This is a genomic window from uncultured Tateyamaria sp. (assembly GCF_947487805.1).
Lineage (GTDB): Bacteria > Pseudomonadota > Alphaproteobacteria > Rhodobacterales > Rhodobacteraceae > Tateyamaria.
The window spans coordinates 1-20,168 of record NZ_CANKXW010000005.1 but is presented as its reverse complement, the minus strand read 5'-3'; the positions used below and the strand labels follow the sequence as shown (position 1 = coordinate 20,168).

General features: G+C 56.7%; 19 protein-coding genes and 3 pseudogenes. 2 read left to right on the top strand and 20 right to left on the bottom strand.

All coding sequences use genetic code 11. The features are described from left to right. Nucleotides 1-42: 42 nt before the first annotated feature. From Q0949_RS20640 to Q0949_RS12950, 12 genes and pseudogenes are all read right to left on the bottom strand, one after another. Entirely contained in the window at nucleotides 43-291 is a 249-nt protein-coding gene (locus tag Q0949_RS20640; protein ID WP_366524039.1) for a hypothetical protein, read from the bottom strand. A 361-nt stretch (nucleotides 292-652) separates the two neighbouring features. Then, nucleotides 653-799 (bottom strand): annotated as a pseudogene (locus tag Q0949_RS20635) (FAD-dependent monooxygenase); the annotation flags it as partial. Between the two features lie 109 nt (nucleotides 800-908). After that, nucleotides 909-1,703: pseudogene (locus Q0949_RS12990) on the bottom strand (FAD-dependent monooxygenase); the annotation flags it as partial. Nucleotides 1,704-1,851: 148 nt separating this feature from the next. Beyond that, complete coding sequence (urtE, locus tag Q0949_RS12985) at nucleotides 1,852-2,595, bottom strand: urea ABC transporter ATP-binding subunit UrtE (RefSeq protein ID WP_299372844.1); 744 nt, start codon at nucleotides 2,593-2,595, stop codon at nucleotides 1,852-1,854. Next, nucleotides 2,549-3,289, bottom strand: coding sequence for an urea ABC transporter ATP-binding protein UrtD (gene urtD / locus Q0949_RS12980; protein ID WP_299372841.1), 741 nt, complete (start codon nucleotides 3,287-3,289; stop codon nucleotides 2,549-2,551). The genes urtE and urtD overlap by 47 nt, the downstream gene beginning before the upstream one ends. Next, the gene (gene urtC, locus Q0949_RS12975) at nucleotides 3,286-4,554 is read right to left on the bottom strand and encodes an urea ABC transporter permease subunit UrtC (RefSeq protein WP_299372838.1); all 1,269 of its coding nucleotides are present in this window, start codon (nucleotides 4,552-4,554) and stop codon (nucleotides 3,286-3,288) included. The genes urtD and urtC overlap by 4 nt, the downstream gene beginning before the upstream one ends. A gap of 3 nt (nucleotides 4,555-4,557) precedes the next feature. Then, a complete protein-coding gene (gene urtB, locus Q0949_RS12970; protein ID WP_299372835.1) occupies nucleotides 4,558-6,531 on the bottom strand; it encodes an urea ABC transporter permease subunit UrtB in 1,974 nt (657 codons plus the stop codon). Between the two features lie 90 nt (nucleotides 6,532-6,621). Next, nucleotides 6,622-7,899 carry an urea ABC transporter substrate-binding protein gene (urtA, locus tag Q0949_RS12965; protein WP_299372833.1) on the bottom strand — a complete coding sequence of 426 codons (1,278 nt, stop codon included), beginning with the start codon at nucleotides 7,897-7,899 and terminating at the stop codon, nucleotides 6,622-6,624. Nucleotides 7,900-8,290: 391 nt separating this feature from the next. Beyond that, nucleotides 8,291-8,476 (bottom strand): annotated as a pseudogene (locus tag Q0949_RS12960) (IS3 family transposase); the annotation flags it as partial. A 91-nt stretch (nucleotides 8,477-8,567) separates the two neighbouring features. Further along, on the bottom strand, nucleotides 8,568-8,699 hold the full coding sequence (locus tag Q0949_RS20630; RefSeq protein ID WP_366524034.1) for a hypothetical protein: 132 nt from the start codon (nucleotides 8,697-8,699) through the stop codon (nucleotides 8,568-8,570). Beyond that, on the bottom strand, nucleotides 8,696-9,316 hold the full coding sequence (locus tag Q0949_RS12955; RefSeq protein ID WP_299372830.1) for a hypothetical protein: 621 nt from the start codon (nucleotides 9,314-9,316) through the stop codon (nucleotides 8,696-8,698). The genes Q0949_RS20630 and Q0949_RS12955 overlap by 4 nt, the downstream gene beginning before the upstream one ends. A gap of 262 nt (nucleotides 9,317-9,578) precedes the next feature. After that, nucleotides 9,579-10,034 carry a hypothetical protein gene (locus tag Q0949_RS12950; protein WP_299372827.1) on the bottom strand — a complete coding sequence of 152 codons (456 nt, stop codon included), beginning with the start codon at nucleotides 10,032-10,034 and terminating at the stop codon, nucleotides 9,579-9,581. Between the two features lie 20 nt (nucleotides 10,035-10,054). Between Q0949_RS12950 and Q0949_RS12945 the strand changes: the two genes are divergently transcribed. Beyond that, nucleotides 10,055-10,537, top strand: coding sequence for a hypothetical protein (locus Q0949_RS12945; protein ID WP_299372824.1), 483 nt, complete (start codon nucleotides 10,055-10,057; stop codon nucleotides 10,535-10,537). A 221-nt stretch (nucleotides 10,538-10,758) separates the two neighbouring features. On the opposite strand, the gene Q0949_RS12940 is transcribed toward Q0949_RS12945, so the two are convergent. Both Q0949_RS12940 and Q0949_RS12935 read right to left on the bottom strand, forming a co-directional pair. After that, the gene (locus tag Q0949_RS12940) at nucleotides 10,759-11,658 is read right to left on the bottom strand and encodes a hypothetical protein (RefSeq protein ID WP_299372821.1); all 900 of its coding nucleotides are present in this window, start codon (nucleotides 11,656-11,658) and stop codon (nucleotides 10,759-10,761) included. Between the two features lie 3 nt (nucleotides 11,659-11,661). Further along, nucleotides 11,662-12,690: a hypothetical protein gene (locus Q0949_RS12935; RefSeq protein ID WP_299372818.1), complete on the bottom strand. Its 1,029-nt coding sequence runs from the start codon at nucleotides 12,688-12,690 to the stop codon at nucleotides 11,662-11,664. A 246-nt stretch (nucleotides 12,691-12,936) separates the two neighbouring features. Here Q0949_RS12935 and Q0949_RS12930 point away from each other — a divergent pair, with 246 nt between their 5' ends. Then, a complete protein-coding gene (locus Q0949_RS12930) occupies nucleotides 12,937-14,064 on the top strand; it encodes a DUF3883 domain-containing protein (RefSeq protein WP_299372815.1) in 1,128 nt (375 codons plus the stop codon). On the opposite strand, the gene Q0949_RS12925 is transcribed toward Q0949_RS12930, so the two are convergent. From Q0949_RS12925 to Q0949_RS12905, 6 genes are all read right to left on the bottom strand, one after another. Beyond that, entirely contained in the window at nucleotides 14,065-15,522 is a 1,458-nt protein-coding gene (locus Q0949_RS12925) for a DNA cytosine methyltransferase (RefSeq protein WP_299372812.1), read from the bottom strand. A gap of 844 nt (nucleotides 15,523-16,366) precedes the next feature. Then, nucleotides 16,367-17,695: a hypothetical protein gene (locus Q0949_RS12920; RefSeq protein ID WP_299372809.1), complete on the bottom strand. Its 1,329-nt coding sequence runs from the start codon at nucleotides 17,693-17,695 to the stop codon at nucleotides 16,367-16,369. Between the two features lie 148 nt (nucleotides 17,696-17,843). Beyond that, complete coding sequence (locus Q0949_RS20625) at nucleotides 17,844-18,011, bottom strand: AlpA family phage regulatory protein (RefSeq protein ID WP_366524033.1); 168 nt, start codon at nucleotides 18,009-18,011, stop codon at nucleotides 17,844-17,846. A gap of 66 nt (nucleotides 18,012-18,077) precedes the next feature. Next, nucleotides 18,078-18,581, bottom strand: a complete 504-nt coding sequence (locus tag Q0949_RS12915) for a hypothetical protein (protein ID WP_299372806.1) — start codon at nucleotides 18,579-18,581, stop codon at nucleotides 18,078-18,080. A gap of 165 nt (nucleotides 18,582-18,746) precedes the next feature. Further along, nucleotides 18,747-19,505 carry a hypothetical protein gene (locus Q0949_RS12910; protein WP_299372803.1) on the bottom strand — a complete coding sequence of 253 codons (759 nt, stop codon included), beginning with the start codon at nucleotides 19,503-19,505 and terminating at the stop codon, nucleotides 18,747-18,749. A 226-nt stretch (nucleotides 19,506-19,731) separates the two neighbouring features. Then, nucleotides 19,732-20,055, bottom strand: a complete 324-nt coding sequence (locus Q0949_RS12905) for a hypothetical protein (protein WP_299372800.1) — start codon at nucleotides 20,053-20,055, stop codon at nucleotides 19,732-19,734. Between the last annotated feature and the right edge of the window lie 113 nt (nucleotides 20,056-20,168).

Below are 20,168 nucleotides of genomic sequence, written 5' to 3'. Positions count from 1 at the left end.
CCGCATATGGGCACAGGATCGTCCCGGTCCACAAGCTGGATATCAGGCGGGGCGGGCCAGAACCGCCGACAGCACACGGTGCAGATCCCCCTGCGGGTCATCCGCCATCGCCCGCGCACGCCACGCCACGTGGTGATCGGGCCGCACCAGCACCACGCCCGTGTCCGAGATTTCGCAGCCCCGCGCCCAGTCGCCCCCCCGTGATCCACGAACGCTTGACGCGGCCCGATGACGTGGCAACGGATTTCCAGCCCCATGCCCTGCCCCACCTGACGCGCCGCCGTGCACCATGCCGCGCACAGGGCCACGTGGTGGGCTGATAATGCAGCTCTGCGTCACGCACGAACGCCGGTTCCGGCTGTCCAGCGTTGGCGATGGCATCGGAACGGTAGCGTTGGTTCATCTCGACACCGTGGGCGTCGAATTCATAGGATTTGAACGCGATGGCCGCGCGCAGGGCGGCGCGTTGCGCCTCTGCCTCTGCACCGGGATCGCAACGCGCATCCATGTTCGCCTTGATCGCGCCCACATCGTCGCCGCCCGTCATGCCCAGCGCCTGAAAGATCGGGCCAAATTCGCCGATGGACTGGTTGGCGCGGGTTACGATCTGTTTCGCAATCGGCGCGCGTTCCTGCGAATAACTGTCCAGCAGGGCCGCCCCCGCCTGCCCTCGGATCACCGCCGACAGCTTCCACGCGAGGTTGAACGCGTCCTGAATGGAGGTGTTGGAGCCCAGACCGTTCGATGGCGGATGGCGATGGGCGGCGTCGCCCATGATGAACACCCGGTCTTTCTGCATGTGGGTGGCATAGGCGTCGTTGGACCGTCCATGTGTTGGCGGAAAAAAGCTCGATCTCAAGCCCGGGATCGCCAACCAGCTGTCGCGCAACGCCGGTGGTAAATTCGGGCGTCACATCGGGGGCCGGTCCGTTGATGTCATAGCCCCACACGATCAACCATTCGTTCCACGGCCGGATCATCCGCACCAGCCCCATGCCGATGCCATCCACATCCGCGCCCGGCTGCATCACCCAATACAGGACAGAAGGCCGGTGAGCGACATATCGGGACAGGTCCGCGCGAAAGAGGATGTTCATCGATCCGCCGACACCCATCTGACCCTCGAACGGGGTGCCGATATGGTCGGCCACCAGCGAATTGCCACCGTCCGCGCCCACGAGGTATTTGGCCCGCACCTGAAATTCGCGGCCCGACAGCCGGTCGAGCAGCGTGGTTGTCACGCCCTCCGCATCCTGTTCATGACGCAGGTATTCGGTGGACAGGCGCGCCTGCGTGCCGCGCTTGCAGGCGGTGGTGAACAGCAGCGGTTCCATGAAGGTCTGGGGCAGGTCGGTCTTGTGGCAGGGACTGGCCAGTTGATGCGCCGCGCGGCTGTCGGGATGGGTGCCCCAGGACTTCATGCGCCCGATTTCTTCGCCCGCGCGGCTTTCGCAGAACACGTTCTCGCCCATCAGGTCCTGTCCGGTGGCGTGCAATTAGGCCTCGGCCTCGACGTCCTGGCCCAGATCACGCAGCACCTCCATCGTGCGCTGGTTGGTGATGTGGGCGCGCGGCGTGTTGGCCAGCCAGCGATAGCGGTTGATCACCATGTTCTGGATCCCGTAGGTCGACAGCAGCGCCGCCGTGGCAGAGCCCGCAAGCCCGGTTCCGATGATCAGGACGTCGGTTGTGATGTCGGACATCGCCGCGCTCCGTTGCTGTGATCTCCTGCCCCGTGCCACATGCGGGCCGAGCGCATCACAAAGCAAACGGATGCGTACGCTAATGGAATTGTTCCCCTGCGCGCAGAAAAATCGGGCGGGCGTCGCGTCCTCACAACGGGCGTCAGGATCAGACGGACACCGCCGCCAACAGATCCGCGCGGTCGATCTGTGCCCGTGTGCCGGCCATCTTCACCGCACCACGTTCCAGCACGGTGAAGCGGTCGCCAAGGTCATGGGCAAAATCGAAATATTGCTCCACCAGCACGATGGCCATCTGCCCCATGTCCCTCAGTTTCGAGATCACGTCGCCCATCTGCTTGATGATATTGGGCTGGATGCCCTCGGTCGGCTCATCCAGCAGCAACAGTTTCGGGCCCGTGACCAGCGCGCGGGCGATGGCCAGTTGCTGTTGCTGGCCGCCGGACAGATCGCCGCCACGGCGGTGCAAGAAATCGCTGAGAATCGGGAACAGTTCGAAAATCTCGGCCGGGACCGCGCGTTTGTCGCGCGGCAGGCAGGCGAAACCGGTCTCGAGGTTTTCCTGCACGGTCAGAAAGGGAAAGATCTCGCGGCCCTGCGGCACATAGGCCACGCCCTTTTGCGCCAGCGCGTGGGCAGTGGCGGGGCCAATGGCCTCGCCGTCCAGATGGTAGGATCCGTCGCTGCGCGGATGCGTGCCCGAGATCGCCTTGAGCAGGCTCGTCTTGCCCACCCCGTTGGTGCCCATGACGCAGGTGACCTCGCCCCGCCGCGCGGTCAGATCGACGCCGCGCAGGATCTCGCTGCCGCCATAGTGCAGGGTCAGCCCCTGAATTTCGAGCAAATTAGCGGCCAAGATACACCTCGATGACAGATTGATCCGATGTGACATGGTCGATGGAGCCTTCGGCCAGTACCGACCCTTCGTGCAGCACCGTCACCTTGCAGTTCAGGCGGCGCACGAATTCCATGTCATGTTCGACGACGACCACCGCGCGGGTCTTGGCCGCCTCCACCAGGATGTCGGTGGTATGTTCGCGTTCGGCGGGCGTCATGCCCGCGGCCGGTTCATCCACCAACAGAAGGCGCGGGTCCTGCGCCAAGAGCATGCCAATCTCGAGCCACTGTTTCTGGCCGTGGCTCAGCTCGCCCGACTTGCGCTCGAGCGCGGCCAGAAGGCCAATTTCGTCCGCCAGTTCCGCCACCTTTTCCTGATCCGCGCGTGTGGCACGGAAATTGAGGACGGCAAAGGGCGAGCGGTTCTTCTTGATCGCCAGCATCAGGTTCTCGGCCACGGTCTGGTCCTCGAACACGGTGGGGCGCTGGAATTTGCGCCCGACGCCCGCCCGGGCGATCTGGCTTTCCGACATGGACAGGAGCGATTGCGATTTCTCGCCCCAGAGCACCCGGCCCTCGTCGGGGCGCGTCTTGCCGGTGACGATGTCCATGAAGGTGGTCTTGCCCGCACCATTCGGCCCGATCACGGCGCGCATCTCGGCCTCACCGATCTGAAAGGTGAGGTTGTTGATGGCCTTGAACCCGTCAAAGGACACCGACACGCCCGAGACCTCGAGAAGACTGCTCATGTGTCCGCCTCCTTTTCACGCAGGGCGCCCGCATCGGGACCGAGGTCCGCGCCGTGGCGGTCCGGGCTGCGCCGTTGTTCCAGCAGATCGAGAATGCCGCCGATGCCCTTGGGCGCAAAGAGCGTGACCGCGACAAAGCTGAGGCCCAGCAGGATTGTCCACCAGTCGACCCATTGGACGGTGTAGACGCCGAGATTGATGTCAGGTGCCTGCCCGCCGGTGAACCACGTGGACAGCAGCGATACGAAGGCCGCGCCGATCACCGCGCCATAGAGCCTGCCGCGCCCGCCGATGGCGACCCAGACCGCAAGGTAGATCGAAGCGATGGGCGCGATTTCGGCGGGGTTGATGATGCCCGCCTGCGGATAATAGAGCGCGCCCGCGATGGCCGCGATGATGGCGGTGACGGTGAAGATGAAGAGCTTGTAGGCCTCGACCGAGTAGCCGAGGAAGCGCACGCGCGCCTCGTTGTCCCGAATGGCACGCAGGACCGAGCCGAACTTGCCCGACACGGTCCAGGCGGCAAACACATAGCCCAGGCCGAGGGCGGCGGCCGAGGCCCAGAGGAACCACATCGACACGGTGTCCTGCGGAACCGCGTCGAGGCCCGGCAGGTTTTGCAGGCCCGACAGGCCGTTGTTGCCGCGCAGCCCGCTGTCGTTCTGGAAGAGGTAGAGCGAGAGCGCCAGCGTCATCGCCTGTGTCAGGATCGACAGGTACACGCCCGTCACCCGGCTGCGGAAGGCGAGCCAGCCAAAGACCAGCGCCAGCAGGCCCGGCACCAGCACAACGGCGGCGAGTTGCAGGGGCAGCGAATGGGCAAAGGCCCAGATGGGCGGAAATTCCGACGCGCCCACGACGCCAAAGATCTGCGTGGCGATACCGTCGGAGATTTCCTGCGGCGTGGGTGGCAGCGGCGCGGCAGCCAGGCTTTGCACCACGATGATTTCGGTGCGCGCGTACATCAGCCACATGCCGATGGCGTAGCCCCCGATGCCGAAAAACGCCATGTGCCCGAGGCTGAGAATGCCGGTGTAACCCCAGACCAGATCCATCGCGAGGGCCACGAGGCACAGGCACAGCGTCTTGCCCAGCGTCTTGATGAAGCTGGTTGAGATCACGCCGATGCCGAACCCCTCGGACAGGATGGTGACGCCCAAGGTAAAGAGCGCGAGGCAGACGAGGAAGATCAGCACCGACGGGTGGCGCGCCACGAAGGGGCGGGATTTTGCATATTTGGGGAACAATGAAGTTGTATCGGTCATCCCTTATGCCTCCACTGCGCGGCCCTTGAGGGCGATGATGCCCCGCGGCCTGAACTGGATGAAAAGGATGATAAAGAGGATCATGTAGGTCTGGGCCGCCAATGTGTTGGACGGGTTGAGCCATTCGATGCCCTTTTGCAGGGTGCCGACCATCGTGACGCCGAGGAGCGTGCCCCAGATGTTGCCCACGCCGCCTACGACCACGGTCATGAAGGATTGCACGATGTAGTCCGCGCCCATTTCCGAGGTGACCTTGGCATAAAGGCCGATGGCCACGCCCGCGATGCCCGCGATGCCGGAGCCAAAGCCGAAGGTGAGCATGTTGATCCGGTCGGGATTGATGCCCATGGAGGCGGCCATGCGCGGATTTTGCGTCACCGCGCGCACTTCGAGCCCCAGCCGCGTGCGGTTCATCACGATGAGAAAGAGCGCGAGGAACAGCAGCGCCAGCACGAAGATCGCGATGCGGATATAGCTGATCGAGACGATGTCGTTGAACACAAGCGAGCCATCGAGCCAGCCAGGCGCGGTGAGCGGGCGGGCCTGGGTGCCAAAGATGTTCTTGGCCAGCTGTTGCAGTGCGATCGAGATGCCGAAGGTGGCCAGCAGTGTTTCGAGCGGACGGTGGTAGAGGCGGCGGATCACCAGCCGTTCCATCGCCACGCCCGCGCCGAAGGTCACGGCAAAGGCCAGCGGAATGGCGAGCAGGATGCTGAGCGTGTAGTCGGGCACGAAAAGCTGCACGACGTAACCTGTGTACGCGCCCATCATTATGAACTCGCCATGGGCCATGTTGATCACGCCCATCACGCCAAAGGTGATGGCCAGCCCGATGGCCGCCAGAAAGTAGATGGAAGCCAGCGACAGCGCGTCGAGGCCCAGATCGATGCTCTGGTTGACGGCGACCTTGGCCTCGATCCCGTCCAGTACGGCCTGGGCGGCCAGTGCGACGGGCGGCGCGCCCCCGACCAGACGTTCAAAGAACACATGCGCCTCAAGCGCGCGCGCGACATCGGCATCTGTTGCGGCCTCTTCGACCGCGCCCTGCCGCACCAGCGCGGCATAGGCCAGATCGCGGGCGTCCTGGGCGTCGAGCGACGCGACCTCGATCCCGGCGACGGTGGTGCCCTGGATGTTGTCAATAAGCGCAGCCTTTTGATCCGCCCGCGAGATCCGTGGCGGCGCGAGGCCGCCGGCCACCAGGATTTCGTAGGCTTGCGCGGCCGGTAATAGGTCGGTGCCGGGGGTGACGGTGCGCAGGACATCCGCATCCTCGGGCAAGGCCGCGGCGGCATCCACGACCGTTGCGACCAGCGGGTTGAGCGCGGCGCGCACGTCCACGCCAAGATCGCCCTCGAAACTGGTGATGGCGGCGATGCGTTCGGCATCGGTGTCGGCAAAGCGGATCGTCAGCAGCCGTTCCAGCCGGTCGATCCGCATAGCCAGCGCGGCATCGGTTTCGCCATCGCGCACCGCGCGCAGGGCCAGCAGGTGGGTCGCGTCCGCGTCCCGTTCGATGCTGTCGAGGGCCGCGGCGCGCACCGTCGGATCCGGGTTTTTCAGCTGGAACTGCACAAGTGCGGCCCCGATCAGGCCGCGAATGCCGCTGTTCGGTTTGAGCTGTTTGAACCCCTTGTCGTCGAATTCCCCGATCTCGGATCCGTCGTCGAAATCGAATGCGCGGATCGTCTTGCGGTCAATCTCTTCGGCATAGACAAAGAGGCCGGTGTCCTTGTTGAACCACATCTCCTTGGCTTGCCATTTTTCCAGCACGGTCTGTGCCTGCGCCAGATCGCTGGCCCCCAGCGCGTCAATGGCGGGGCCGATGGTGCGGCGCGAGCTTTTGGCGATGATCTCGGCGTGGTCCTGCAACAGGCGCTGGATCGGCGCATCGGCGGTCTGGGCGGCCAGCGGCAGCGCGACAAGGATCAACAGCGCCGACAACAAAGCCGTGCAGAACCGACGGAAAACCGACATATATCAATTCCTTAGAGGTGCATCAGGGGCGGCGTACCGCCCCTGTTTCAGGCATGCGGGAACGGCGAACCACCCCCTCAGATGGTCAGATCAGTAGTTCGACTTGATCTGGACGCAGCTGGAGGTTTCGGTGTTGTACATACCGCAGCCCAACTCTTTCCAATCGGACACCAGAACCGCCGATTCCGGCAGGAAGTCGGTCCAGGCATCGCCCGGCACTTCTTCGGTCTGGCTGATGATGTCGAACTGGCCGTCTTCCTGAATTTCACCGATCAGGACCGGTTTCGCCAGGTGGTGGTTGGGCAGCATGACCGCCGTACCGCCGGTCAGGTTCGGGAACTCCTGTCCGTACATTGCCGTACGGACCGCATCGACGTCCGTGGTGCCCGCAGCCGTGGCCGCATTCACCCACATGTTGAAGCCGATGTAATGCGCCTCCATCGGGTCATTGGTCACGCGCTCTTCGCCCATGCGGGCCTTCCAAGCTTCGACCCATGCCTCGTTGGCGTCGGATTCGGCGGACTGGAAGTAGTTCCACGCCGCGAGGTGACCCACGAGGTTGGAAGTGTCGAGGCCCGCCAGCTCTTCTTCGCCAACGGAGAACGCCACGACGGGGATGTCATCGGCGGAGATACCGGCGGCGGCCAGTTCCTTGTAGAAACCGATATTGGCATCGCCATTGATGGTCGAAATCACGCCGACCTTCTTGCCGTCTGCGCCCAGGGCAACCACGTCAGAGACGATCTTGGACCAGTCCGAATGGCCGAAGGGCGTGTAGTTGACAAAGATGTCCTCGGCCGCGATGCCCTTTTGCTGGAGGTAGGATTCCAGGATGTTGTTCGTGGTGCGCGGGTACACATAGTCGGTGCCCAGCAGTGCGAATTTCTCGACTTCCAGCTCTTCGAGGAAGTAATCGGTGGCCGGGATCGCCTGCTGGTTGGGGGCGGCACCGGTGTAGAAGACGTTCTTGGACGATTCCTCGCCCTCGTACTGGACGGGATAGAACAGCAGACCGTTCAGTTCCTCGATCACGGGCAGGACGGATTTGCGGCTCACGGATGTCCAGTTGCCAAAGATCACGTCGACCTCGTGCACGGTCAGCAGCTCGCGCGCCTTTTCCGCAAAGAGCGGCCAGTCGGAGGCAGGGTCGACCACAACGGCTTCAAGCTGGCAACCCAGCACGCCACCGGCGGCGTTTTGCTGTTCGACCAGCATCTCCATCGTGTCCTTGAGCGTCGTTTCCGAAATCGCCATCGTGCCGGACAAGGAGTGCAGAACGCCGACCTTGATGGGGCAATCCTGTGCAAATGCAGGCAGAGCCGCCAGTGAACCCAGCAGAGCGGTGGTTGTGAAAAGTTTTGTGGACATCGCCATTCCCTTTGCGTGTCGCGCGGATGGCTTGCGTTCTGTGCAGATAGTACACATATGCCCCCCACGCATGTGATGCGGAGTGCGGTGGTGTCATAGGTTTCCTAGGCCGGCACCATCGCACGTTAACGAGCCGTCGGGCTCTGGCATGTTGGTAGCTTCAAACCGCCGCGACGCACACAATCGACGCCGAAAATTTGAGCTTGCCGAAATTTGCGCCCAATAAATCACCACCTCCGCAATTTTCGCGTAATTCTTCAGCAGATGGGAATCGCACCCATTCGGCACCTGCAATGCGCTGCCAAAACGCACACGGCGCAGCATCAAGACGGGTGCCGCCGCCCATAAGGCCTTCCCCAGGCTGTAGCCTACATTCGGCTCGTCGATTGCCCGGCAATAGACGCAAACAGGAACAATCGTTCAGCCAGAGCCGCCTTTTCTTCTTTAACTTCTGGGGGACTGTCGGCCTCTCGCGTCGCCAGATGCGCTCGACCCGGACGTGGTTCACACACCAGCTGGCATTACCGAGCCGGTCGGTCGCCATCCGATATCCATTACGACTGAACCGCCCAAATTTTACCGGAGACAGTTTAGCTCGTGTTTCCAGCTGCAATGTCGTCTGTTTTCAAGCTTTGATAATACGCGTCCTCTGCTTCATGGGATGTGATCTATCCCAGCGGCTCGAGAAGCCGCTTTGTATTGAACCAGTCGACCCATGTCAGTGTGTCCCACTCAACCTGATCTTTGGACGTCCATGGGCCCAAGCGGTTGATGGCCTCTGTCCTGAACAAGCCGATCATCGTTTCAGCAAGCGCGTTGTCATATGATGCGCAAGCTGTCCCGACGGCATCCAACCGCCTGCGAAACCGATGAAATCGCAGCTGACCTGCTTCGACATTCGCGCTCGTGATCCTAGATCATGCGTACAGCACGCGCATGCAGTTCTTCCGGATATCGCTTTCCAGAGTTCTTCTTTTCCATAGCCCAGTATCCTTGCTTCCGGGTCTCCGGCAAATAAGGGGCGGTTCAGATCAATGCCATCAAGGCCTTCCGCTGCTGCTCGATACCAGAGGCGGCGGAAGTCACAGGCATTACAACCCGCACAATCCGCCCTTGGATCAAAGATGATATCCCGGTGATGTCGGGACAACGCCCGCACCTGATCCGGGGCGACGATCTCCGCGATTTCATTCAGAGAAGTCAGGCGGACCGGAAGACCGACACCAGGTTGCACGGGTTTTTCTGTTTCCGGTGTCGCGACCTTCGTTTGGCGGCGGGTGGATTTGCGGAATGCCTGATCGACGGAAACAGAGTGAGAGACACAGCGCTCTGCGATGTCTGCCGCACCGCAATGAACAAACCCGTCGCGAAGGCGCGCTTTTGTGAGTTGGAAGGCAAGTCGGAATTGCTCGAACAACTGGGAGAGGGGCCCGAAAAGTCAGCAATCTGCGAAGCCGAATCCGACGAGAATCTCGCAGGGAAACGCCAACACCAGAATCGACATTGAGGTTGCGGACACAGGTCCCCCTGAACTTCCACTTCCAGCCCCTTCCACATCGCAGCTTTTTGACGCCTGAATCTGGCACTGGAAAGGACCCAAGATGGCCAAGAGACCGAACGAGAAGAACAAGCGCACCAAGCGCGATTAAATGCATTATCGCAAGCACGCCAAGCAGTGTTCAAAAAAGACACTGGACCGGGAAATCGCCGCGCTGGAACGCCTCGATGTCTGGAACGGGCGCAAGGAATTTGCCAAGTTCCACATCAACTGGGCGATGGACTTTCGCACGCATCTTGAACAGGCGAAGACCGCGCACGACAAGCCTCTGTCCAAGTCTACGCAGCGCGCGATCATGGCGATGCTCCGCGACTTCACGATCTGGCTTTCTCAGCAAGACGGCGTTCGCCGACGCATCAAACTCGAACACGCCGAATATTTCCGCCTCTCTCTGCGCGATGAGGCCGAAGCCAGCGCTGCCCCTGAAAGTCCAGCGCCCAGCATCAAACAGGCAAAGCGTGCGCTTGCCATGATGCCGGATACAACGCCCCGAGAGTTGCGCAACAAAGCTTTGGTGTCCCTCTTGTGTCTCTGTGGACCGCGTGTCGCTGCGGTTGCGTCGCTGCGGATCAAACACGTCGATCTGGACGAGAATGCGTGCGGCAGAAGCCGCGCGAGTTTGCCACAAAGTTTGGTAAGGCGATTGATATCTTCTTTCACAAGGGCTTTCCCGAGGCGGAAGCGGTCTTGGCCAAATGGATCACTTATCTGGACGAGGTCGCGCTTTCTGCGCCGGACGATCCGCTCTTTCCGGCAACTGCAATTTCGGCGAAGGGCCATGATGGTTTCAAAGCTACCGGTTGTATTGACCGTCGTTGGTCCGCCCCGAACCGATCCGCAAGATCGTCAACGCCGCTTTCAGATCGGCGGGGCATGAACCATACCGGCCACGTTCCTTCCGCCACATGCATTCACGCCACATTTCGTGGACCTGCAAAAACATCGCCGATGTTGATCGCCGCGTCACAAAATCTTGGCCATGGTGATGTCCTGACCACCCTCCGCAGCTTTGAGCAGATCAGTCGCGAAGATCAAAGACGGCCGGTTACGGGCGAGGAACGGGAAGACGACGAGGAATGAGGCGAGGTTTGATCCCCGCGTCCGCGTGGGAAAAAGTGTATGAACGAACACCCTAAATCCCAAGAATAACGAATTAAAATAATAACGCACATGAGTATAGCGTCGGAAACGAAGGCCGCCATACATATCTGATTTAAAAAAGGTATTTTAGGTAGGACTGACCTACCCGCCAAAACACCCGCCAAAAAAAGATACTTCCAACGAAGACACGACTAACGACGTTAGACATAGCGTGATGCCTCGGCCTTAAGTATCTCTGACACCATGAGCGCGAACCAATGTAGTCCCGGACCGACCAAGACTGAACACAGAGCTTTTGCACCCTGCATTTTGTCCAGCTTAAAGTTCTCATTAGAGAGCGCATTGTGAAACAGTCGATTGCGACATGACACAATGAAACTCGGGATGGATTTGAACTTAATTGACACGCCGTCAGTCGGTGTTGGGAACCAAGTGTGAAGGATTTTCGCATCAGAAAGCACGAAGCTATCAAGTTGGGTCTTCATATGGTCGCGCACTGAACTGTCTAGACCGTCGAAAGTGAAGTCAATTTCCAGACTTGAAAATACGGAACCGCCATTTGATACCTCTTCGGCGAAGTACTTCAGGATCGAAAGATCTTGATCGCGGTCATTTTTCGATAGCGACTTGATGAATTGGACGGACTTGCGAAAGTCACTAAATTTGGTCGCGTAAATCAACGGCAGCGCAACCGAAACTAATTCGAGAATCCGGTAGAAATGGAGAAATGCCTCAACATGATCACCGCGCTTTTGTGCAACTAGACAAAAGCAGATTTCAGCGCGCAACTCTTCCCAAAACTCACGATTCTGAGTGTTCGACTTGGTCAGATATGTGGCAGCGTCAGACTTACTAAGATCACCGTCGAACAGTAAATCTACCAACTTGTCGATTGTGTTAGAGCCCAACCTTCTAGGCGAGACCGAGAGGTTGCAATGTCGAAACTTGATAGTTTTTCCGGACGCCTTCTCTTCAATATCCATCGAGCCAGCTAGCAAACGAACGCATTCGAAGGCGGGATTTCCCTTGCTACGAACGCTGAACGGGCGATCAACTACCGTTGGCTTCAGTGGCTCCAACAACTTAAATGTCGAAGGCATGCACTACTCGGACATTGTTTGTTCGAAAAACGCAGCTTCGATATCGTCGACTGAAGCTTCAGCGAAGTCTCCGATCCCCGAGATGAAGAACGAAGACAGCTCTCGGCGCACTTTACCAACGTTCACCTTGGACGGGTTAATTGCATCGAATGCAGAGTCGAACTTCACGATAGCTTGCGCAAACTCATCAGGGTCCATTGCTTGGAGTCTCTGAAGCGAACGTTTCGCACCAACTGAGAACCCAATAAGGTTGTTGCCAAGCTTTAACCAAGTCTTGACCCCATCATTCTCGGACAACCTACCCACTTCTCTAAGAATATCTGAAAATGTAACCTGCTCCTCCGAAATATTCGACTCCATGACCCGACCAACTAAGATCTCATTCAGCTTTGACTCGATGATTTTTTTGTTCTGATTATTCACATTATTCGTGAGGTATGCGGTATAAGCTTCAACGATATCAGACTTCCTGAATGCCCCAGTCGTCCTACCCTTTTCTGTTTCCTTCTCTGTAACAATCGGAAAATCTGCTGCAGACAAGTCGATGGCAGGACCAGTAAGCATTTCAATCTGGTGCCGTGCGGTCATCGGCTTTTGTCCATTGTTCAGAGTTATCATTCGATAAAGTAACAGATCATACTTTTCGGCAACGATTACGTTTACGAATATGGGTCGAGTGCCATTAAAGCTATCTTCTTCAGATGCGTCCTTCAGGGTATTCAGGCGTTGCATTCCATCAAGGATATAACCTGACTCGATGTTCTCTTGTATGAACTGTTGGACTGCTGCAGTGTCATTCAATTTTGACGCTGGAACATCGACGAAGGCTAGTGTGATAGGCGGCATAATACAGCCTGCAAGAATGTCACTTTTTAGGCGCGAATAAAAATTCTTTGACTGCAACTTACGTTGTTCGCCAAACCGGTCCAAAAGCGGAAAGAGCTGATCCAAAGCGAAGTTATAGCCAGTTCGGCCCAGTGCCACAGCACTTCCAATCACTTCGTCTTTGTCTACACTGAAAATTTCGATCACAGTCTCATCCTAAAGTTCAAGATCCGTTGCCCAACGTGCGTCATTCCTCACCGTTACACTAAGGCCTGCGGGCAAAGCCGCAACAGCCATCTTGTTTGGCCTTGTTAGCTCTGTCCAAACAGACCACGTTGTTTGTAAACCTATCTGAGAGATGGGCTCTCTGGTCTTCGGATTAAGGGGGTAAGCTTCGGGTGCCCACGTAATCCTCCAGGTTCTATTACTATCCACATAAGGAGAAATGTCGTTATGCCCGAGAGGATCGCAGTCAAGCGACTGACTCAATCTGACCTGACATTTGTTGACTGGCATTTCCAACAAAAGACCTTTGGGGAAAGTAGGCAAAAGGCCATAAACCTCAATCGTGATGTCTTGGTCGACTCGCTTTTCCCTGACCTAGCCAACAATCCACAAGCAAGAATGGACGTTCTGTTGACAGTCTATGGTCCTGGCGGGGCCCCTGCTTTTACCCCTCCAATCCCAACGCGACCAATTCTTAACAACAACGCTAAGAATTGGCGGCTGAATGGCCAGACGCTGCCCGATGATCCAAGCATTCCAAATCGCTTCCATGATCTCAAGCCAGATGATCTAGCTCTAATGGTTTTTCGGGGCTGGCCAAAACCGTCGGAGATCGACCTAACATTTGTGTCCTCCGTTGAAGATGCCGCAGTCCACAGCGTACTGGAACCACTCATCGGCCAAGGCAGACAGTCAATGGCGGCAGTCACCCGCGATGCTCTGCATGCGTTACTGAATCAAGTTAATCTGGAGAACGATCATCCCCTTTCTTCGATCTTGGAAGAAGACAAACCGGAAAATGTCCAGAGTGCTATTGAAGAAGCAATTCATGGAGGCGCTGCTTCAAATATCCTACGTCGTAGGCGCGGTGGACCAAAGTTAACGCCTGTGGAGCTCGCTGAAGCGCGCGAGCGGGCCTCAGAGATTGGCAGCGACGGCGAGAAAATACTGTATGGCTGGCTTCGATCCCAAGAGGATGCCGGTCACATAAAAGACTTGGATTGGGTTGCCCGTCGTGACGCGGCGGCTCCGTACGATTTTACTTTCGAGCGTCCAGGTCAACTTGTGCAACTAGACGCGAAATCAACAAACGGACCGTTTTCAAGAAAGTTTCATGTCTCTTACTCCGAATTAATTGCTGCGGCAGAAAGCAGTAGCTACAGCATTGCTCGTGTCTACGAGCTGTCAGAGCATGGTGCGAAGGTTCGGTTGTTCAGCGATTTTCAAAATACAGCAAAGGAAATTTTGGCGTCTACGTCTCTGCCTGACGGCGTTGAACCGACCGGCTTTTCGATTGCATCGGCAACACTCGCTTTTGAACCAGAATTTAATGTTGAGTGGATTTTGGACGCTTAGTTACTCTGCGGCAGTCGCTGTTGTGCCGACAAGTTTAGAACTATCGATTGAGCGCTTCATCTCAACGGCTACTGCTCGAGCAAGAAGCGGCGGGACCGCATTGCCAATCTGTCTGAACGCTGGATTCATCGTGCCCGAGAACCGAAAACCATCAGGAAACCCTTGAAGACGCGCAGCCTCTCGAACCGATATAGTCCGAGCTTGATCATCATCGTAGTGGATGTGCGAGTAACAGTCTTTCCCTAGATGCGCCATCAAGGTCCTTGCTGGCCCTCGTTTGCGAAGTTTGCCCCATCGGTTCGGGAAGGTGTGAACGGGATATGGAGGGACCATTTTCTTGTAGAGCTCAACCCAATCGGCAGAGTCCCTCGATAATCCGCGCAAAACTGCTTCTTTTTCAAATAACTCGACTGCCACAGCATGCGCTGCAGGGTACTCTCCACCTTCCGGCATATGTCGGAATATCTCTGTATCTCTCGGAAGGTACCGAATTACGTGGTCGAATACTTCTCCAGGTGACTCGTGCCCCTCCCAACAACGCATTAGTCTCTGGTAGTCAGTCTTGGGCCTACTTCGGTACCCCTGACCTTCCGTGAAGCGGCGAGCGCCTCGCTTCAATTTTCCTTCAAGGTGCAAAGTGATCGGCTTAAGGTCGGACAATGCGTCTGCAGAAGTAATTGGCCCCGGCAAGTCTTTAGAGCCTAGATCTGGGGCAACCCATCTGCCGCCTTTCTGGTCTACGTGCTTCAGAGCTACTGCTCTCGTCCCCGCGTATCCCACTGGCAAATCGTGGTAGTTGGAGGCGGCTGGGAAGCAAATCTCTGAATTTGCAACGCGATGCACGCCAATTAGAAATACCCGGTCCCGCATCTGCGGCACACCGTAGTGGGCTGCATTTAGCAACGAATATTTGCAATCGTATCCCATCGCTTCGAGCGCCTCGCAAACCTCATCAGCGATGTTGTGACCAGCATGGTTCAGAACGTCAGGTACGTTCTCCATCATTACTGCTATTGGTGCTGTCTCTTCGATCCAGGCAAGATAGCGCAAGAAAAGCGAAGCTCTGGGATCTACCCTGAAGGCCTCAGGATGTTCCGCCACTTCTCTAAGCTTTGCTCGACCCACCCTAGCGTATGCTTGGCAAGGCGGTCCCCCTACTACGATGTCGAATGCCTCGTCAGCCGAGCCTAAACCCAAGTCTTCCACCAAGTCCGACGCGTCCAACTTTGTAATGTCTCTGGCCTTTGCGTGCTCGCTTTCGCCGGAGTGAAAAGCTGCGGCATGTGACTCTGCGGCTATTGGATCAAATTCGACGGCCGCAGAGATTGTGAAGCCAGCCGCCTCAAAACCAAGGCTTATCCCACCACAGCCTGCAAACAGGTCGAGTACTCGCAAGTCTAGTCCGCTCTGGTAGCGTCGTAGCTTTTCCTCAACTTTACTTTGAATGCTCGACTGCATGACGACACCTCCTTTCCCAATATGTTGCGAAGCAGCGCCTAGGTAAAGGCTATATCTTCCGCTTTCGCCAGCTAGATCGTCGCCAAAGAGAGTTGTAACTGCGTTGTGTAGTGGCGACGTTTTCCGCGGAGCGTCGCAAGTCGATCCGCACTGTAGATGATTGACCAGAGACCTTCAGCAACCGTTAAAGGGGCCACTTAAGGAGTGCGCCCAGTTTCAGTGTTCCGAGTTGCAACGAGTTGCAAGCCTTGGCCTGAGTTTTCGTGAAAACACGTCACATCCCGTCATCAATCCGTTGCAACGAGTTGCAATTCTGAGCCTGCATTTCTTCAGAAAGGGTCACAAAGGGTCACCGGCAGCCCTGCAACTAGTTGCAAGTCACTACTTGTTCCCAAGAACCGCGCATCGAAGACGCTGCATCTTAAGATCGAGTGTAGTCCAAGGCACTTGTCTGCGAATGGCAGCCGACCGTGTCGCTGAGTTGCGAGGCACCGCTAAACAAGCTTGGAATGCGTCGACAAGCTTCGGCTCGGGTACGCCAACGGCCTCAGCAAGCCAAAACACCATAGGCGGGCAATTTATGCGATTGTAGATTAGCTCAGCACCAGTGTGGGAACTATACATGCGCCGCGGGCAGGAAGGATCATCGTAAGAATCGAGCCACGTCAACCAGTGATGTTTCTGGCTTTTGTATTTTGCGTTCCCGTACTGCGGCCCGATCCGGAGGGCATCTTCCAGTTTTTTGTGAAGCGGCACGTCCGGATCAAGCTTGGAAATGATGGCAGATAGCGTTTGAGGTTCCATGCAGCAGGCTACCACAACTGCCCTAAAATCAGAGCCTTAACTAGGAAGCATACAGCTTCAATAAACTGTTTACGTGAACTCGCTCTGGCGTATCTTGTGGCGCGAAGAGTGCCATTCCCAAGTCGGTCAGTAAGGACGGACGATCATCGTACCCGAAGAGAGTATTGTCGACGAAGTATCCAAGCTCCTCGTTCGGGTCTGTGATGGCAGAGAAACCCGCCTGAAATTCTCGAATAGACTTGAGCGAGCGAACAGGATTGACCGGCCCGTCCAGACCACTTTCCTGATCTGACAAGCGGGCTTCAAGTTTCGACAGTCTGTCCGGATCTATTCGGATCGAACTGCCATCGCTGTCGATCATGTACCCCATATACCGAAAGCCACACGGGTCGGGGGCTACGGGATCTGACAGCTCGAACGGGCCAGCACAACTCTGCCGCAGACATACAGCCAAGGCATGTGTCATCCGACGTAGTCCAGCTTCTGTGCGCGAAGCGACGACAATGTTGTCGAAGCATACGACGCACTGGGCCTCATCACCAATTTCCAGCTCATACAGAACTTGATTGAGAAAAAAGGCGAGAATGACGCTGGATACCGGAGAACCTTGCAAAAGGCCGCGCGGTCCGTTCGGGTTGCCGTCAGTGTTACCTACAGGAATACCCACGATATTATCCCGCTGTACCAGCAGCTGCTCCTGCTGATGCCCTAACGTATTCCCAGGTTGCGAGGTCTGCGAAGTATTCTGAAGTAGGAACTCAATATTTCTTAGGTCTAAGAGTCGGCGAATAACCTCATCCGGAAGCGGAAGGTCGTATAGCGCCCTTGGATTAAAGCTTTGAAAGCAGTCGCGGATATCAACTTCGACGACGTGCGAGTAGCCGGAACGCAACAGGTCCTGGATGGCCCCAATGGCTCCCTCACGCCCGGTGTTGCCGGGCATTGTGTGCCGAAACTCATCAGAAAGAGGCGGTGCGACACCGAATAAGTTTGGATGCGGTCGCATCTGTGCACGAATGGCATGGCTAATGAGTTTGTGCTGCGCGGCCAAGTACTGTGGGAGGTCACAGATGGGGCGATAATCACCATTTGGCTTGCGCTTCAGAAAGTACTCCACACGATGGGAACGCTGGTTCCATGGATGTAGTTCCTGTGCCAACGAAAGAACGCCTTCCCGGGTCTGATCAGAAAGATGCCCCAACGCCTTTGACGCTGCACTAAAATGGACTTCAGGCGCGCTAAGAAACTCTCGCATGTATCGCCGGGGGTTCCGCGACGCTTGAGCAGCTTGCTCGACGCGCTTCAACCTTCTGAGATAGGAACGATGCGATCTGTCGACGCGGCGCGTGAAGTTCTTGGGTAATGTCATGTTGTCTCTCATTATTTTCTATGCGGCAGTCGGTGACGTGCAACCAGTTGCAACGTTGACCGGAAGCAACTTCGCTCGGACCTGCCGTTTTCTGTCTGCGTTCGGGATGTTGCGGGCGTTCAGTTGCAACGAGTTGCAACGAGCGCCCTCAATCCGCGCGGCGGCTTTCCAGCCAATCTCTGACTTCGGTCCTGTGCCAGCGGGTACACCGAGAACTGAGCCTTAGCGGCTTCGGGAAATCATCGATCTCCCGAGCCCAAGCCCACCAAGTACCGATCGAGACCGATGCCAGTTCAGCACATTGTTGTGCACTCATAAGTGTGTCTTGCGTTCGTGCAATCTGGTTGAGTGTAGGGGGGCGCATAACAGTCTCCTCGCGTGATCAGTCTGTCTCGTCGCGGCCTGCCGGAGCGAACACTCCAACGCTTTGGAACTCTGGGTTCCAGAGAAAGTTTATCGAACAGATCCAGCCTTCATCGCAAATCGTGAAATTCACAAATCCCTTTGCAACGAGTTGGTGCATAGCTCTTTCGTGGTTTTCTTGCGGCCCGCCGTGATACGTTTCCGCTTCAAACGGATTGATAACGCCAGATGACAAAACAACTTGGACGACGGGCCAAAGGTGATCCAGGTCGATTACGCAGTCTCTGCGGTCCCGTTCGAGGGTGAGCGCAAGCAAAGTTCTGAGCACCGCATCCTCATGGACAGAAAGTGTCGGTAACCACTCTTGAGTTATGTGGTCCTTTACGGCCTCAACCAATTCGCGTGGAAGGTTGATCTTTGGCAGGCCCGTCGCCAGGAGCCTCGTTAATTGGATCTGATGACATGTTGGCGCGGCTTGCGGACACTGAGCTCGCTCAGTTTCAAGGTCTTGGTAGTCTAGCATTGTCTTCACTCTCTTGCTTTGTCGCCTCGGGATGAGTGCGACTTTGTGCAGAGAGGTGCTAATTGGACTGACTGAACGGAAAAATTCGTATCTGAAAAACAATAAAATAGATTTCAGAGGTGCCCTGACGCGAGCAAGGCCGCACAATACGTTCGAACGTCGAGGTCAGGTCCGAGGGTTTCTCGGGCGTCCAGGGCTTGGCAGCCGACCAAATTCGTCGTCGGTGAGCGCACCCTTGAAGGCCGACCAAGCCTTCACGAAGCCTGTTGAGCTGTTAGAATTGAAAGGTGAAAATCCGGGCACACTAATTTCCCGCGCTTTGGCCTGAGTGAACAGATGCTGCTCGCTCACACTCAAACCACGAAATGCATTCAAATATGCCTCAGCAAAGATCTCTTCCTTTGCTTTCCCCGGTTTGACACAGAGCTTTCCGAGTTCTTTCTCCACAAGTCGCGCGATCTCGCTTGGACGGCGAAACTCATTCGGTTTCTTCTCATACTCAAAGGACATTGCAAGTTGTGCTCCAGCAAAGTCCTTTGTGAGCATCCATGCTCGTCTGGCATCCTGTAACTCGAAGTCCATGCGTGTCGGAAACCCAGATTGGATTGCATATTCCTGCATGTTTTTAAGTGAGAATAACGGTGACCTGCGAACAGACCATGTCTCGGGATCAACGCAAAGCATGTATTTTTGCATTACCCGGGATGTATAAGCATAGGCATCATCAGCGTCGGGATCGTCATCCAGTGTTGCAGGGGTATCCGGCAACACATCAAGGAATAGAATGTCTTCCAAGGTGGGGCGGTCTTCACCACTCACATCTAACAAACCGTCGGCTCCGAAACCAAACAGTTCTGTCTCCAACCATAAGTACGCCTTGCCCTTCGGGCCTGTTAGCTGCCTTGCCCCAAGCTGGTTGGGCATGAGAAGCAACCTTAGTAGGTACTTGGAAATACCATCTATTGTCGTCCAACGATCTGACTTGATCTTGCTCTTGCCAGAGCGTCTGGGCAGCATGTCTGAGCTATCTACGACAAGGTTGCGAACTGCCAATTCGATGTCCCGAACGAAGTACACTCCCTTTAGCAGCTCTTTCGATTTTTTTCTGATACGGACCAATGCTACCTCCAAAAAATTGCAACTGGTTGCATCAAACGGAACCCGAAAGTCTCAATACTTTTTCCGCTGGGGCGAGACCGTTCGCGAAATCGCTCCATGCCTGCATCATTGGGCGTCGCTTGTCGGTCATTTGGCCTCGACGATAAGCGGCTTCCACGTCGTTCGAGACCTTGTGCGCCAGCGCCATCTCGGCAAGTTCACCTGGAAAGCCAGTTCGTTCTCCAACCCAATCACGGAACGTACTTCTAAGGCCGTGTGGCACGGCTGGGCGACCCGAGACACGATCAACAAAACCTTCGCCCTCCTCGCGCAAATCCGTATCGTTCAGTCGCTTCATCGCTGCGCTCAAGGTCATATCCGATAACTTGCCACCACGGGGGGCAGGGAAGATTGATCAGCCCCACTTGAGTGGTCCAATTTGATTGTTAGTGCATGATCGGCCTTTGGTCCATCTGGACGATGGTTTCA

Excerpts from the sequence above, each read along its gene's own strand:
- urtD (WP_299372841.1), bottom strand. The coding sequence starts at position 3,289 with ATGAGCAGTCTTCTCGAGGTCTCGGGCGTGTCGGTGTCCTTTGACGGG.
- urtB (WP_299372835.1), bottom strand. The coding sequence starts at position 6,531 with ATGTCGGTTTTCCGTCGGTTCTGCACGGCTTTGTTGTCGGCGCTGTTG.
- Q0949_RS12905 (WP_299372800.1), bottom strand. The coding sequence starts at position 20,055 with ATGACCTTGAGCGCAGCGATGAAGCGACTGAACGATACGGATTTGCGC.
- Q0949_RS12915 (WP_299372806.1), bottom strand. The coding sequence starts at position 18,581 with ATGCTAGACTACCAAGACCTTGAAACTGAGCGAGCTCAGTGTCCGCAA.
- Q0949_RS12920 (WP_299372809.1), bottom strand. The coding sequence starts at position 17,695 with ATGACATTACCCAAGAACTTCACGCGCCGCGTCGACAGATCGCATCGT.
- Q0949_RS20625 (WP_366524033.1), bottom strand. The coding sequence starts at position 18,011 with ATGAGTGCACAACAATGTGCTGAACTGGCATCGGTCTCGATCGGTACT.
- urtA (WP_299372833.1), bottom strand. The coding sequence starts at position 7,899 with ATGTCCACAAAACTTTTCACAACCACCGCTCTGCTGGGTTCACTGGCG.
- urtC (WP_299372838.1), bottom strand. The coding sequence starts at position 4,554 with ATGACCGATACAACTTCATTGTTCCCCAAATATGCAAAATCCCGCCCC.
- Q0949_RS20640 (WP_366524039.1), bottom strand. The coding sequence starts at position 291 with ATGGTGCACGGCGGCGCGTCAGGTGGGGCAGGGCATGGGGCTGGAAAT.
- Q0949_RS20630 (WP_366524034.1), bottom strand. The coding sequence starts at position 8,699 with ATGATCGGCTTGTTCAGGACAGAGGCCATCAACCGCTTGGGCCCATGG.
- Q0949_RS12910 (WP_299372803.1), bottom strand. The coding sequence starts at position 19,505 with ATGCCCAACCAGCTTGGGGCAAGGCAGCTAACAGGCCCGAAGGGCAAG.
- Q0949_RS12930 (WP_299372815.1), top strand. The coding sequence starts at position 12,937 with ATGCCCGAGAGGATCGCAGTCAAGCGACTGACTCAATCTGACCTGACA.
- Q0949_RS12925 (WP_299372812.1), bottom strand. The coding sequence starts at position 15,522 with ATGCAGTCGAGCATTCAAAGTAAAGTTGAGGAAAAGCTACGACGCTAC.
- urtE (WP_299372844.1), bottom strand. The coding sequence starts at position 2,595 with ATGTCACATCGGATCAATCTGTCATCGAGGTGTATCTTGGCCGCTAAT.
- Q0949_RS12940 (WP_299372821.1), bottom strand. The coding sequence starts at position 11,658 with ATGCCTTCGACATTTAAGTTGTTGGAGCCACTGAAGCCAACGGTAGTT.